This window comes from Streptomyces sp. NPDC048416 (assembly GCF_043200435.1).
Lineage (GTDB): Bacteria > Actinomycetota > Actinomycetes > Streptomycetales > Streptomycetaceae > Streptomyces.
Genome location: NZ_JBICXU010000041.1, coordinates 1 through 14,598, shown reverse-complemented (window position 1 = coordinate 14,598; position 14,598 = coordinate 1). Strand labels below are relative to the sequence as shown.

Sequence of the window (14,598 nt, the reverse complement as noted above, 5' to 3'; positions counted from 1 at the left end):
GAGGTGCCGTGCCAGGCGCCGCACCCCCGGCCATGATCCACCAGACACCCCCTAGGTGAGCAGCGGCAGTACCTCCGTGCCCAGCCTCCACACGTTCTCCTCCGTGGCGGCCAGATCGCCCGAGCCCTCGACGAGGAGGGCGAAGCGGGTGATCCCGGTGCGTTCGGATGTGGCGGCCAGCCGGTCCGCGGCCAGCCGGGGCGTGCCCACCGGGTGGAGACCGCAGAGAAGTTCGGTGTACGCGACCGGGTCGCGCATCGAGCGACGACGGCCGTCGACCGTCACATGGGCGTCAAGCCCTTGCTTCAGCCAACCCGGCATCGACTTCAGAAGCGTCTCGGCGGCTTCGGCCCTGCGGTCGGCGATCTGGGCGACGCCGGCCGACACATGGCCCGCCGTCACGACCCGGTCCGGCGCGTGGCCCGCCGCCAGCGCCTCCCTGCGCCACAGCGCGACCATCTCCGCCTTCTCCTCGTCCCCGCAGTGCATCCCCAGCAGCATCGGGAGCCCGCGCTCCGCGGCCAGCTTCACGCTCTTCGGGGAGGTGCAGGCCACGACCACCTCGGGGCTCGCGTCCTCGGGGCCGCCGTCCAGGATCTCGGCGGGCCGCGGCACCACCGCGACCTCCCGGAAGGTGAATCGTTCCCCCAGCGCGGACACCCGGGGCTCGCGCAGCCAGCGCAGGAGCAGGTCGAGTGCTTCGGGGAAGCCCTGCTCGTACGCCGGCAGACCCGAGCCGAACACCTCCAGGTCGACCCAGGGGCCGCCCCGGCCCACCCCGAGCGAGAACCGCCCGCCGGAGGTGAGGTGCAGCAACGCGGCCTGTTCGCCGATCGTCACCGGGTGCCCCGTCGGCAGCACGGTGACCGCGGTGCCGACCCTGATCCGCCGTGTCCGCCCGAGCAATAACGCCGCGAGCGTCACGGCGGACGGGCACACGCCGTACGGTACGAAGTGGTGCTCGGCCAGCCACACCGAGTCGAGCCCGGCCTCCTCGGCCACCTCGGCGGACCTGACCGCCCGGTGGAGCGTTTCTCCCTGCCCCTGGCCCGGGAACTGGGCTGCCAGTACAAAAGTGCCCACACGCATCGCCTTCTGCCTCCTTGCGGCCGACGCGGCTCTCCCCCTCTTACTGGCAAGAACGTCTGACAAGTGCCAAGGGCACGGCCCATCGCCAACTTCTTGCGATTGTCCGCTAAAAGCCCCTCTAACGGGTGACGGCCGCCCTCCCTGCCCTGGGCGGGTACCCGGACCGTGGGGGCCTAGGCTGGAGAGAAACGTCCGCCCGCCCCGTGAGGTGTCTACGTGTCCCCGCGCCGCAACCGCCCCAAGGGCGGCGAGAAGCCGACCGAGTCCGCGAGCCGGGGTGCGGGCGGTGACCGCTTCGGCCTCCAGGGCACCGAGTCCTGGCAGGGCGAGGAGTGGTCGGTACGCCATGTGGCGGGGGCCAGCGCCGCCGGCAAGCGCTACCGCTGCCCCGGCTGCGACCAGGAGATCCCCTCCGGCGCGCCGCACCTGGTCGCCTGGCCCGAGTACGCGGGCGTGGACGAGCGCCGGCACTGGCACAAGGCGTGCTGGAACGCGAAGGACCGCCGCACCACGAGGGTGCAGCGGTCCAGGAACGCGCCGCGGTACTGAACGGCGCCGGCCGCTCAAGGGCGCGGGGCACTCAGCGGGGCACTCAGTGGCGCCGGCCGCTCAAGGGCGTCGGTTGCTCAACGGCCCCAGACGTCCCGCTTCTTGAGCAGGAGGAACGCGCCGGCCAGCGCGGCCGCCGCCAGTCCGGTGATGATCCACAGCGAGTCCCAGCCGGCCGGACCCGACATCCCTCCCGTGGCCGAGCTGCCGTAGAAGCCGATCAGCTGGCTGGGGATCGAGTAGTCCATGAGGAAGGTGCGCAGGCCGCTCAGCGAGTCGGTGTACATGAACAGGGCGAGGACCAGGGGGAGCAGCACCACACCGATCATGATGGTGACCGCGCCCGCGGAGTGCCGGATCAGCGCGCCGACCGCGAGTGACAGCAGCCCCAGCATCGCGACGTAGGCGCCGACGCCGACGGTGGCCCGCAGCCACTCGCCGCCGCTCGCCGTCGCCGCGTCCGGCAGCAGGGCGCTCTGGAGCAACGCGACGACCGTGGCGCCGACCGTCACGACGACGAACGCCAGCAGGAAGAAGACGACCGCCTTCGCCGCCAGGATGCGCCCCCGGCTCGGGCAGGCCGTCAAGGTCGTACGGATCATGCCGGTGCCGTACTCGGAGGTGATGGTCAGCACGCCGAGCGTGATGACGCAGATCGAGCCGAGCAGCACGCCGAACGAACCGAACGCCAGCACCGGAGCGTCGTTCACGTCCGCGTCGTCGTTGGCCCGCACCAGGAAGCCGAAGAGCAGGCCGAGTCCGAGCATGAGCGCGATGAGCACGCCCAGCGTCCACATCGTGGAACGCACCGACCGGATCTTGGTCCACTCGGAAGCGAGCGCGTCGGTGAAGGTGGCGTGCCGCACGGCGATCGGCGAGGTGTACGCGCCGAGCGGGCCGCCCGGCGCCTGCGGGAGCGGCGCCTGCTGGACGGGCTGCTGCTGGTAGGGGGTGGTCATCGGGCGTCCTCGGGCGTGGTCGGGGCGGCAGGAACGGCCGGGGCCTGCGGGGCCTGCGGGGCCTGCGGGACCGGGGGAGCGGCGGGCGGCTGTGGCACCGGGTGCACCGGCTGCTGCGGCACGTGCGGCACGGGCGGCACGGGCGGCACGGGCGCGCCCGCGTACGGGTTCTGGCCGGGCGGCGGCGGGGCGTACCAGCCCTGTTGCGGCACCTCGGGGATCGCCTGCGGCGGCGGCAGGTACCCGGGCGGCATCGCGGGCTGGAGGCCGGCCTTCTGGTCGGCCGTCGAGCGGTAGTCGACGACGCCTTGCGTCATCCGCATGTACGCCTCCTCCAGCGAGGCCTGGTGCGGGGACAGCTCCCACAGCCGTACGTCCGCCTCGTGGGCCACGTCGCTGATGCGGGGCAGGGCGAGCCCGGTGACGCGCAGCGCGCCGTCGGGCTCGGGAAGCACCTGCCCGCCCGCCTCGGTCAGCGCGGCCGTCAGCTTCTCGCGCTGGGCGGGCTCGGTGTGCGGGGTGCGTACCCGTGCGAAGTCCGCGGAGTTGTGGGAGATGAAGTCGGCGATCCGCATGTCCGCGAGGAGCTGCCCGCGGCCGATCACGATGAGGTGGTCGGCGGTCAGCGCCATCTCGCTCATCAGGTGCGAGGACACGAACACGGTGCGGCCCTCGGAGGCGAGCATCTTCATCAGATTGCGCACCCACAGGATGCCCTCGGGGTCGAGGCCGTTGACCGGCTCGTCGAAGAGCAGCACCTGCGGGTCGCCGAGCAGGGCGGCGGCGATGCCGAGCCGCTGGCCCATGCCGAGCGAGAACCCGTTGGAGCGGCGCTTGGCGACGTCCTGGAGGCCGACCACACCCAGCACCTCGTCGACCCTGCGGGCCGGGATGCCGGAGAGCTGGGCGAGCGAGAGGAGGTGGTTGCGGGCGCTGCGCCCGCCGTGCACGGCCTTGGCGTCGAGCAGCGCGCCGACCTGGCGCGGCGCGTTGGGCAGATCACGGAAGGGGTGACCGCCGATGGTGACACGGCCGGCGGTCGGCTGGTCGAGGCCGAGGATCATGCGCATGGTGGTGGACTTGCCCGAGCCGTTGGGCCCCAGGAATCCGGTGACCATGCCCGGTCGCACCTGAAAGGAAAGGTTGTGCACGGCTGTCTTGGCGCCGTAGCGCTTCGTCAGGCCGACTGCCTCGATCATTCTCCAGCCCCATCGACGGTTTGGGTCGTCGGGGCGGTGTCCGGCGCGCGGCCGGCATGCCCCCGTATGAGTGAGGAGCTTATCCAGGCCTTGACGGTTCCGGCTAAGTCGTCATGCCCTGCTCACGCCGGTCGCCCGCGCCGGGCGGTGATACGGCACGGGCGTACGGCACGGGCGTAGGGCACGGGCGTACGGCACAGGCGTACAGGTTCGTCGCACGACGGCCGGCCTCAGGGGCGTCCGGCGGGCCAGGGCCGGGGGTGCGGCGCCTGGCACGGCACCTCGCGGCGTTGCCGAAACGCCCCGATAGCTCCGCTATCACGACGTTCCGGCGCCTTGCGATGCACCGCACCAGGCGCCGCACCCTGACCGACCCTGATCCACCAGACACCCCCTAGGCGTCCCGCTTCCTCAGGACGAGGTAGCCGCCCGCAAGCGCCGCGATCACCCACAGCACCATGATGCCAAGGCCGCCCCACGGCCCGTACGGCGTCGGATCGCTGTTCATGGCGTCCGGAACGACCTGCATGATCTTCGAGCCCGCCCGGTCCGGGAAATAGCGCGCCACGTTCTTGGCGCCCGGCACGGCGGACAGGATCTGCGAGATCAGGAAGAAGAACGGCATCAGGATGCCGAGCGACAGCATCGAGCTGCGCAGCATCGTGGCCACGCCCATCGAGAACAGGGCGATCAGCGCCATGTAGAGCCCGGCGCCGAAGACGGCCCGCAGCACATTGGGCTCGCCGATGGAGGTGTGGTGCGCGCCGAGCAGCGCCTGGCCGAGGAAGAAGGCAAGGAAGCTGGTCACCATGCCGACGACCAGGGCGAGCAGGGTGGCCACGGCCAGCTTGGAGAAGAGGAAGGTGGCACGCCGCGGCACGGCGGCGAGCGAGGAGCGGATCATGCCCGAGCTGTACTCGGTGCCGACCACGAGCACCCCGAAGACGACCATCGCCAGCTGACCGAGGATCATCCCGGAGAAGCTGATGAGCGTCGGGTCGAAGGTCGCCTGCTCGGCCGGCTTGAGATCGTCGAACTGCGACTTCATCAGGGCGCAGAGCGCCGCGCCGATCGCCACGGTCGCGATCAGGGCACTGGCCAGCGTCCAGACGGTGGAGGAGACCGTACGGATCTTCGTCCACTCGGACTTGAGGACCGCGGGTACCGCTGCCATGGCTCAGACCCCCCTGCGCTGGTCGCCCGCGCCCCAGTTCGGCACCGGCTGTCCGCCGCCCCAGTCGGGCGGCGCCGCGGGCGGTCCGCCCGGGGTGGTGGCGCCGTGCGCGTGGTACTCGACCGAGCCCGCCGTCATCTGCATGAACGCCTCTTCGAGTGAGGCCTGCTGGCCGGAGAGTTCGTGCAGGACGAGCTGGTGCTGCGCGGCCAGTTCACCCAGTGCCTCGATCCTGCCGTTGTCGATTTCGATGGCCCCGTCGCCGGTCTGCACATAGGAGATGCCGGCCTGTCCCAGCACGTCCAGGAGCCGTTCCCACTGCGGTGAACGCAGCCGCACGAAACTCCGGGAGTTCTCCCGGATGAAATCCGCCATCGAGGTATCGGCGAGGAGCCGGCCCTGCCCGATAACGATCAAGTGATCCGCCGTCAGGGCCATTTCGCTCATCAGGTGAGACGAAACGAAGATCGTCCGTCCTTCACTCGCGAGCTGCTTCATGAGATTGCGGATCCAGTGAATTCCCTCGGGGTCCAGACCATTGACGGGTTCGTCGAACATCAGGATCTCGGGATCGCCGAGCAGCGCGGAGGCGATTCCCAGCCGCTGCCCCATGCCCAGCGAGAAGCCCTTCGCCTTCTTCTTCGCCACCGCGGTCAGCCCCACCGTGTCCAGGACCTCGGAGACCCGCGACGCCGGGATCCGGTTCGACTGGGCCAGGCACAGCAGGTTGTTGTACGCGGTGCGACCGCCGTGCATCGCCTTGGCGTCGAGCAGCGCCCCGATGTACTTCAGCGGTTCGGTGAGCTCGCGATAGTGCTTGCCGTCGATGCGTACGGTGCCGCTGGTCGGGTTGTCCAGATCGAGCAGCATGCGCATGGTGGTCGACTTGCCGGCCCCGTTGGGCCCCAGGAATCCGGTCACCACACCGGGTCTGACCTGGAACGAGAGATGATCGACCGCGACCTTGGTGCCATAGCGCTTGGTGAGACCCTCTAGCTCGATCATGCGGCTACGCTAGACGTGAACCAAGCCCCCCGCCACCGGAATGGCAGGGGGCTTCGCGATTTTTTCCGCGTCCTTCCGCAGCCCACGGGGGAGGGGCTGCGGGGCACTAGCGGGTCTGCTGCGCCGGAACGCCGCGCGAGACGGGCTCGTCGTCGACCGGGGAGCCGGCGGCGGCCACGGCCGCACCGGTCAGCGTCGCCAGCATCTCGCGGACGTTGGTCAGCTGCGCGTTGATCGAGTCGCGGCGGTTGGTGAGGGCCGCGAGCTCCCGCTCGGATTCCGAACGGATGCGGTCCGCCTTGGCGTTGGCGTCGGCCACGATGTCCTCGGCCTGGCGCTGCGCCGTCTCCACCGTCTGGCGCGCCCGGCGCTCCGCGTCCGTACGCAGCTTCTCGGCCTCCAGGCGCAGCTGCTCCGCGCGGTGCTCGATCTCCGCGAGGCGCTTCTCGGCCTTGGCCTGACGCGACGCCAGGTCGCGCTCGGACTGCTCGCGGCGCTTGGCGAGGTTCGTCTCGAAGTCCGCGGCGGCCTGGGCGGCTTTGGCGCGGGTCTCCTCGAAGAGCGCGTCGGCCTCCTCGCGCTTGGACTGCGCGTCCTTCTGCGCCTCGGAACGGAGCTGAGAGGCGTCACCCTTCGCCTTCTCGACGATCCGTACGCCCTCGTCCTCGGCCTTCGCCTTGCGCTCGGAGGCGAACGACTCGGCGTCGTTGCGCACCTGCTGGGCGGCGGACTCCGCGAGTTCACGGTGCTGCTCGGCGGCCCGGCGGGCCTCCTCGCGCAGGTCCTTCGCCTCTTCCTCGGCGAGCCGCAGGATCTTTTCGACCCGCGCGCCGAGACCCGCGTACGACGGCTCCGCGTCGTTCACCTGGGCCTGGGCGTTCTGCGTTTCGAGGTGAAGCTCCTCGATGCGCTTTTCCAGAGAAGTGATCCGTGCCAGAGCGCTGTCACGGTCGGCGACGAGCTTGGTAATGCGGTCATCCACCTGACCGCGGTCGTAACCACGCCGCACGAGCTCGAAGCCGAAGGGGGAGGAAGTGTCGCTCATGGGTTTCCTGTCGAATGAGACCGGTGAGGTGATAGGGGGAATCCTAGGGGCCCAGGCGGCGTGTCATCGAGCGGATGCCCGTTTGATCTGGAGAATGTCCAGCCTTTTGAGTGGCTAGCCCTCCGAAGACTTGCCACTCGAACGTGTTGCCCCGGCCGCCGCACCTGCCTTGACACCTGCGGATGAACCTCCGCCGGACCCGGACTTGCCGCCCGCGGCCGGTGCCTCGAATGATTCCAACGCCTCAAGTACGTCCTGGACACGGGAGATCTCGGCATTGATGTCCTGGCGCCGCCGGACCAGCACGTCCAGTTCACGCTTGCCCTCCTCCACCGTGCGCTGCGCCTCGGCCGCCGCCTCGTCACGCAGCGCGGTGGCCTCGCGGACCAGCTCGGCCTTCTTGGTCTCGGCCTCCTTGAGCAGCGCCTCGGCCTTCTTGACCGCGGCGATACGGACCTTGTGCGCCTCCGAATCGGCGTCCGCCACCAGCGACTTGGCCTTGGCCTGAGCCTCGGCTGCCTGCTCGGTCGCGGCCTTCACCAGCTTGTCGACGCGCTCGCCCGCCGTCTTCATCTGCTCGGCGCTCTCGCGGCGGGCCCGGTCGTGCAGCTCCTCGATCTCCGCCTCGGTACGCGCACGCACCTCCTCGGTGCGCTCCCTTATGGCGGTGGCGTCCGCGCGGGCCCCCGCCAGCAGCTCGTCGGCGTCCGTACGGGCCTTCTCCACCAGGGAGTTGCCCTCCACCGTCGACTCCGCGACGATCCGCTCGGCCTCCTTGCGGGCGGCGCCCACCATCGTGTCGGCCTGCTCCTCGGCCTCGGTGGCGGCGCGCAGCGCCTCCTCCTGCGCCTTGTTGATGAGCTGGTCGGCCTGCTCGGCGGCGTCCGCGCGCCGCTTGGCCGCGGCGGTGCGGGCCTCGTCGAGCAGCCGGTCCGCCTCCTCGCGGGCCTCGGTACGCGCCTTCTCCGCGGCCTCCTCGGCGCGGGCCCGGTTCTTCTCGGCCTCGGCCCGGATCCGCTCGGCCGCCTGCTGGGCGGAGCCCACCGTGTCGGCGGCCTCCGCGCGCAGCCGCTCGGCCTCGCCGCTCGCCTCCGCGATGAGCTGGTCGGCCTGGGTGGCCGCGTCGGAGCGCCGCTTGTCGGCGGCCCCGCGTGCCTCGTCGAGCAGCCGCTCGGCCTCGGCGCGTGCCTCGCTTATGGTCTGCTCGGCCTCGGCGTTGGCCGCCCCGAGCGTGGAACCGGCGTCCGAGCGTGCCTCGGTGGTGACCAACTCGGCATAGGCGTTCGCCTCGTTGGTGGTGCGCTCGGCGTCCGCCCGCGCCTGGCTCGTGACCCGCTCGGCCTGCTCGTGGGCGGCCGTCGTCGCGGCCTCGGCCTCGGCGAGCGCCGCGGTGGTGACCCGCTCGGCCTCCTCGCGTGCCTCGGCGCGCAGCGCGTCGGCCTCGGCCTGGCCCTCGACCCGTACCCGCTGGGCCTCGCTGACCAGGCGCTCGGCCTCGGCGGTCGACTCCGCGGCAAGACGCTCGGCCTCCGCCGTCGCCTCGCTCACCAGGCGGTCGGCCTGGCTCGCGGCGTCGGAACGGATCCGGTTGGCGTCCTCGCGGGCCTCGGCCCGGGTGCGGGCCGCGTCCTGCTCGGAGGAGGCGAGCGCGTCGGAGGCCTCGGTGCGCATGCGCTGCGCGTACTCGGCGGCATCCGAACGGGCCTTCTCCGCCTCGGCCATGGCGTCCGTGACGGTCCGCTCGGCCAGCGCCTTCGCGGCCTCGGACTCCTCCTGGGCGCGGGCCCGGACCCGGCTCGCGTCCTCGCTCGCGCGCTCCCGCTCGGCGTGCGCGTCGGCGCGGACCCGGTCCGCCTCCTCCTGCGCCTCGCTCGTGGTGCGCTCGGCCGCGTGCTCCGCCGCGCTGCGCAGCCCGGCGATCTCCTCCTCGGCCTCCTCGCGGAGCCCCGACACCGAATCCCGTACGTCCTTGGCGGTCTGCTCGGCCGTCGACACCAGCTCGGTGGCGCGCCGGTCGGCCTCCTCGCCGAGCCGCTGCGCCTCGGCCTGCGCCTCCTCGACCCGCTTGCGCGCGGAGGCAAGCAGCTCCTCGCTCTGCTCGCGGGCCTGAGCACGCTCCGAATCGGCTTCGGCGCGCGCCGAACCCAGCGTCTCCTCGGCCTCGCGGCGGCGCCGCACGGCCTCCTCCTGCGCGGCGGCGAGTGCTTCGGCCGCCTCGGCGCCCACCCGCTCGGCGGCGGCCGCGGCCTCCGCGCGCATCCGGTCGGCGGCCTCCTGCGCCTCGTACTTGACCCGCTCGGCCTCCGCGGCCGCCTCGCCCCGCAGCCGGACGGCCGCGCCCTCCGCCTCCGAACGCGCGGTCGAGGCATCGGCCGCCGCCTCGGCGCGCAGCCGCTCGGCCTCCTGCTCGGCCTGCGCCTGGAGCGTACGGATGCGCTCGGCGGCCTCGGTGCGGATCCGCTCGGTCTCCTCCGCGGCCTCGCGCCGGATCCGCTCGCCCTCGGCGCGGGCCTCGGCGAGGGCCTGCTCGGCGGCGGCGTGGCGCTGCTCGGCCTCGGTGTGCAGCCGGGCCAGCTCCTCGGCGGCCTCGGCCTGACGGGCCGCTATCGCCCGCTCGGTCTCCTCGCGCAGCCGGACGGCGGCCGTCTCGGCGTCCGTCGTGGTCTGCTCCGCCTGCTCCTCGGACTCGGCGCGCATCCGCTCGGCCTCGGCGCGGGTGCGCTCCAGGGTCTCCTCGGCCTGCTTGCGCAGGGTGTTGGCCCGCTCGACGGCCTCATTGCGTACCCGCTCGGACTCGTTGCCCGCGGTGGTACGCAGTTCGTCGGCGTCCGCCTTCGCCTTGGCCAGCAGCTCTTCGGCGGTCTTGGCCGCCTCCTCGATCTGCTGGACGGCCTCGCGCCGCGCCTCGCCCCGGATCCGCTCGCCCTCGGCGACCGCCTCGGCACGCAACTGCTCGGCCTCGCCGCGCAGTCGGCGGGCCTCCTCCTGGAGCTCGACCGTCTTGGCCCGGTACTCCTTGGTGTCGTCCTTGGCGGCGCCCTTGAGCTCGTCGGCCTGCTCGGCGGCCTCGCCGCGCAGCCGCTCGGCCTCGGCGTCCGCCTCGCGCCGGATCCGCTCGGCCTCCTCGGATGCCTTGCGGGTGGTCTCACGGGCGTCGTCGGACGCCTTGGTCAACACCTCCTCCGCCGTACGCGCGGCCTTGGCGAGCTGGGCCGCGGTGTCCTCGGCGGCGCTCGTGCGGGCCGACTCGGCGGCCTCGGTGCGCAGCCGCTCGGCCTGTGCCTTCGCGTCCGCGAGCGCCTGCTCGGCCTCGGCCTTGAGGGTTTCGGCCTCCTTGGTGGCCTCCGCGACCAGACGCGCGATCTCGGTCTTCGCGGTCCTGGTGCGCTGCTCGTTGGCGGACTCGGCGCTCGCGACCTGCTTGGCCGCGGCCTCCTTCGCCTCGCTGACCGCCCGCTCGGCCTCGGTCCGCGCCTCCCGCAGCGCGGCCTCCGCCTCCTGCATCCGCTGTTCGGCGGCGCGGCTCAGCTCGGCCGCCTGCTGACGCGCCTGGTCGGCCTCGGCGGTGGTGGTCGTCCGCAGCTGCTCGGCGTGGGAGGTGGCCTCCTGGGCCTGCGTGGAGGCCGCGTTCAACAGCCGCTCGGCGTCCTTGCGGGCGCGCAGCAGCGTCGCCTCCGCCTCGGCGCGGGCCGACTCGGCCTCGGCGCCCAGTCGTTGGCGGGCCTCCTCGGCGATCCGGGTCGCCTCCGCGCGGGCCGCGGCAAGGGACTGCTCGGCCTCGGCGCGCGACTCCTCCATGAGCCGGCGGGCCTGCGCCTCGGTACGGGCGCGCAGTTGCTCGGCCCATGCCACGTTCTCGTTGACGTGCGACTCGACGGTGGCCCGGCGCTCGGCCAGCTCCTGGTCGAGGCGCTGGCGGCGGTTGACGGCCTCGGCGTGCAGCTCGGCCTGGAGGCGCGCCTGGTGTTCGGCGTGCTCCTGGAGGATGCGCTGCGTCTGGGCGCGGGCGTCACGCAGCTCGCGCTCGGCGTCCGTACGCAGCTGCTCGGCCTGCATCTGGGCGTTGCGGAGCAGCTGTTCGGCCTGGTAGCCGACGTTCGCCGTGTCGTAGGCGGGACGGGTCGCGAGATTGCGGCGCGCCTCGTGGAGCTTGGCGCGCAGCACTTCGACCTGGTAACCCAGATCCTCGGCGTGCTGAACGGCCTTCTCCCGCTCGGTCTTCAGCCGGTCCATCTCGGCCTCGAACCGCGAGAGGTGGTCGTCAGGCCGGTGGCTCTGGGTCTCCTGGCGTTCGTAGCCCCGCACTGCGCGGTCCCATCCGTCCCCTGGTCGCGAACACTGCCCGTACGAGCACCGTCCGACCGCACACGACGGACGGGGCCCCCGGTGAATGGTGTCAGATCAAAACAGGGGCGTGGGTCCCAGGCCCCGACCCGACCCCGGCCCGGAACCGCCCACTGTACCGGGCCCAGAATCCGGAGGACCGGCCTCCATGTGTGCGGGCTCAGTGCGCGGCGGTGTCCGTGCTGTCCTTGGGGGCGGAAGTGACGAGTTCGGTGAGGACGCCGTGGCAGTCCTTGGGGTGCAGGAAGGTGATCTGCGAACCCATCGAACCGGTGCGCGGCTGGTCGTAGAGGACCCGTACGCCCTTGTCGCGGATGGCCTCGGAGTCGGCGGTGACGTCCCCGGTGCCGAAGGCGATGTGGTGGACGCCCTCGCCGTTCTTGGCCAGCCACTTGCCCACCGCGGAGTCCTCACGGGTGGGTTCGAGGAGCTGGAGGTAGGAGGCACCGCCGTCCGAGGTCTCGTTGATCTTGAGCATGGCCTCGCGCACACCCTGTTCCTCATTGACCTCGGTGTGGAACACCTCGAAGCCATAGGTGGCACGGTAGAACTCGACGGTCTTGTCGAGGTCGAGACAGGCGATTCCGATGTGGTCGATTCGCGTCAGCATGGACTCAGTGCAGCGCCACCGGGGGTGGTTACGCAACGTGCGCGCGATCACACCGGCCGACCGGTGACGTGGGGCAGTACCGCTCAGTACATTCAAGTAAACCCTCGTTCACATCACCTCCCTAAGGGCCGTGCCTCATGTCTGGAACGACCGGTACCACCTCAGTGATCGTCGCGGGCGCCCGTACGCCCATGGGCCGCCTGCTCGGCTCCCTCGCGTCCTTCTCCGGCGCCGACCTCGGCGGCTTCGCCATCAAGGCGGCCCTCGACCGGGCCGGCATCGGTGGCGACCAGGTGCAGTACGTGATCATGGGGCAGGTGCTCACCGCCGGGGCCGGCCAGATCCCCGCGCGCCAGGCGGCCGTGAAGGCCGGCATCCCGATGAACGTGCCCGCGCTCACCGTCAACAAGGTGTGCCTTTCGGGTCTGGACGCGATCGCGCTCGCCGACCAGCTGATCCGCGCCGGCGAGTTCGACATCGTGGTGGCGGGCGGCCAGGAGTCCATGACCAACGCCCCGCACCTGCTGCCCAAGTCCCGCGAGGGCTTCAAGTACGGCGCGATCGAGATGCTCGACTCGATGGCGTACGACGGCCTGACCGACTCCTTCGACAACATCCCGATGGGGGAGTCGACCGAGAAGCACAACACGCGCCTCGGCATCGCCCGCGCCGAGCAGGACGAGATCGCCGCGGCCTCGCACCAGCGCGCCGCGGCCGCCCAGAAGAACGGCATCTTCGAGGCCGAGATCACCCCGGTCGAGATCCCGCAGCGCAAGGGCGGCCCGGTCCTGTTCGCCAAGGACGAGGGCATCCGCGCCGACACGACCGTCGAGACCCTGGGCAGGCTGCGTCCCGCGTTCGCCAAGGACGGCACGATCACGGCCGGCACCTCCTCGCAGATCTCGGACGGCGCGGCCGCGGTCGTCGTCATGTCCAAGGCCAAGGCCGAGGAGCTGGGCCTTGAGTGGATCGCCGAGATCGGCGCCCACGGCAATGTGGCGGGCCCCGACAGCTCGCTCCAGTCGCAGCCCTCCAACGCGATCAAGCACGCGGTCGGCAAGGAGGGCATCACGGTCGAGGACCTTGACCTCATCGAGATCAACGAGGCCTTCGCGGCGGTCGCCGTGCAGTCAATGAAGGACCTCGGGGTGTCCCCGGAAAAGGTGAATGTCAACGGCGGCGCCATCGCGCTCGGCCACCCCATCGGCATGTCGGGCGCCCGTGTCGTCCTGCACCTCGCCCTCGAACTGAAGCGCCGCGGCGGCGGCGTCGGCGCGGCCGCCCTGTGCGGTGGCGGCGGCCAGGGCGACGCCCTGATCGTGCGCGTTCCCAAGTAAGCGCGGTCCGGGCGAGCAACCCCGGAAGCGATTCCTGACCCTGCGGTGCGTACGCGAGTGAACGGAGCGGCAATGGTGGACGTCCCCGAACTGGTGGCCCAGGCCCGGGAAGGCCGGCCCAGGGCCGTCGCCCGGCTGATCTCGCTGGTCGAGGGGGCGTCCCCGCAGCTGCGCGAGGTGATGGCGGCGCTGGCCCCGCTCGCGGGCAACGCGTACGTCGTGGGTCTGACCGGCTCGCCCGGTGTCGGCAAGTCGACCTCCACGTCCGCCCTCGTCACCGCCTACCGCAGGGCCGGGAAGCGGGTCGGCGTGCTCGCCGTCGACCCGTCGTCGCCCTTCTCGGGCGGCGCCCTGCTCGGCGACCGGGTCCGGATGTCCGACCACGCGTCCGACCCCGGCGTCTACATCCGCTCGATGGCGACCCGGGGCCATCTCGGCGGCCTCGCCTGGTCGGCGCCGCAGGCGATCCGTGTCCTGGACGCGGCGGGCTGCGAGGTGATCCTGGTCGAGACGGTGGGCGTGGGCCAGTCCGAGGTCGAGATCGCCTCGCAGGCCGACACCTCGGTGGTGCTGCTGGCCCCCGGCATGGGCGACGGCATCCAGGCGGCCAAGGCGGGCATCCTCGAAATCGGTGACCTGTACGTCGTCAACAAGGCGGACCGGGACGGCGCGGACGCCACCGCCCGCGAGCTCAACCACATGCTGGGCCTGGGCGAATCGCGCGGCCCCGGCGACTGGCGCCCGCCCATCGTCAAGACGGTCGCCGCCCGCGGCGAGGGCATCGACGAGGTCGTGGAGGCCCTGGAGAAGCACCACGCGTGGATGGCCGAGCACGGCGTCCTCGCGGAGCGCCGCCGCGCCCGCGCGGCCCGCGAGGTCGAGACCATCGCCGTCACCGCCCTGCGCGAGCGCATCGGCTCCCTGCACGGCGACCGCCGCCTCGATGCGCTGGCCCAGCGCATCGTGGACGGCGAACTCGACCCGTACGCCGCCGCCGACGAACTCGTGACAAGCCTGACCGAAACCACCTAGCCCCACCCCACCACCAGCCCCACCTGCACGGGCCCCGCTCCTGCACGGGCCCTGCTGCTCCAACAGGCCCTCGGCGCCGCGTGGGCGCTCGCCGCGCTGTCGGTGGGCAGCGCGGTGGGAGGTCTGGCCAACGGGGCCGTGAGCCGGCGCCGCCCGGCCGCTAGACGAGTCATTCCGATGTGATCAGTGGTCGTAAGCGATCAGTGACCGCGTGATGGGCTGGCGGGTCTTGTGGTTGTGCCAGATCGCGGCGGC

General features: G+C 72.0%; 11 protein-coding genes. 3 read left to right on the top strand and 8 right to left on the bottom strand.

Annotated features, from left to right (window positions below; all coding sequences use genetic code 11):
• Positions 1-51: 51 nt before the first annotated feature.
• The gene (locus ACGFW5_RS32460; RefSeq protein WP_393837918.1) at positions 52-1,089 is read right to left on the bottom strand and encodes an LLM class flavin-dependent oxidoreductase; all 1,038 of its coding nucleotides are present in this window, start codon (positions 1,087-1,089) and stop codon (positions 52-54) included.
• A 216-nt stretch (positions 1,090-1,305) separates the two neighbouring features.
• Here ACGFW5_RS32460 and ACGFW5_RS32455 point away from each other — a divergent pair, with 216 nt between their 5' ends.
• Complete coding sequence (locus ACGFW5_RS32455; protein WP_393837917.1) at positions 1,306-1,638, top strand: ATP/GTP-binding protein; 333 nt, start codon at positions 1,306-1,308, stop codon at positions 1,636-1,638.
• A 77-nt stretch (positions 1,639-1,715) separates the two neighbouring features.
• Here the strand turns inward: ACGFW5_RS32455 and ACGFW5_RS32450 are convergent, their stop codons facing one another.
• The 7 genes from ACGFW5_RS32450 to mce all read right to left on the bottom strand — a co-directional run bounded on the left by ACGFW5_RS32450 (position 1,716) and on the right by mce (position 11,974).
• The gene (locus ACGFW5_RS32450) at positions 1,716-2,597 is read right to left on the bottom strand and encodes an ABC transporter permease (protein ID WP_393837916.1); all 882 of its coding nucleotides are present in this window, start codon (positions 2,595-2,597) and stop codon (positions 1,716-1,718) included.
• Complete coding sequence (locus ACGFW5_RS32445) at positions 2,594-3,796, bottom strand: ATP-binding cassette domain-containing protein (protein WP_393837915.1); 1,203 nt, start codon at positions 3,794-3,796, stop codon at positions 2,594-2,596. The genes ACGFW5_RS32450 and ACGFW5_RS32445 overlap by 4 nt, the downstream gene beginning before the upstream one ends.
• Positions 3,797-4,190: 394 nt before the next feature.
• Positions 4,191-4,970 (bottom strand): ABC transporter permease, encoded by a 780-nt coding sequence (locus tag ACGFW5_RS32440; protein WP_393837914.1) that lies wholly within the window; start codon positions 4,968-4,970, stop codon positions 4,191-4,193.
• Positions 4,971-4,973: 3 nt separating this feature from the next.
• Entirely contained in the window at positions 4,974-5,975 is a 1,002-nt protein-coding gene (locus ACGFW5_RS32435) for an ABC transporter ATP-binding protein (protein ID WP_393837913.1), read from the bottom strand.
• 106 nt (positions 5,976-6,081) lie between these two features.
• Complete coding sequence (locus tag ACGFW5_RS32430) at positions 6,082-7,020, bottom strand: cellulose-binding protein (RefSeq protein ID WP_329462994.1); 939 nt, start codon at positions 7,018-7,020, stop codon at positions 6,082-6,084.
• 114 nt (positions 7,021-7,134) lie between these two features.
• Positions 7,135-11,325, bottom strand: a complete 4,191-nt coding sequence (scy, locus tag ACGFW5_RS32425; RefSeq protein WP_393837912.1) for a polarized growth protein Scy — start codon at positions 11,323-11,325, stop codon at positions 7,135-7,137.
• A 199-nt stretch (positions 11,326-11,524) separates the two neighbouring features.
• The gene (gene mce, locus ACGFW5_RS32420; protein WP_393837911.1) at positions 11,525-11,974 is read right to left on the bottom strand and encodes a methylmalonyl-CoA epimerase; all 450 of its coding nucleotides are present in this window, start codon (positions 11,972-11,974) and stop codon (positions 11,525-11,527) included.
• Between the two features lie 137 nt (positions 11,975-12,111).
• On the opposite strand from mce, the gene ACGFW5_RS32415 reads away from it, so the two are divergent.
• Both ACGFW5_RS32415 and meaB read left to right on the top strand, forming a co-directional pair.
• On the top strand, positions 12,112-13,311 hold the full coding sequence (locus ACGFW5_RS32415) for an acetyl-CoA C-acetyltransferase (protein WP_393837910.1): 1,200 nt from the start codon (positions 12,112-12,114) through the stop codon (positions 13,309-13,311).
• Positions 13,312-13,383: 72 nt separating this feature from the next.
• Positions 13,384-14,343, top strand: a complete 960-nt coding sequence (meaB, locus tag ACGFW5_RS32410) for a methylmalonyl Co-A mutase-associated GTPase MeaB (RefSeq protein ID WP_393837909.1) — start codon at positions 13,384-13,386, stop codon at positions 14,341-14,343.
• The last annotated feature ends 255 nt before the right edge of the window (positions 14,344-14,598 follow it).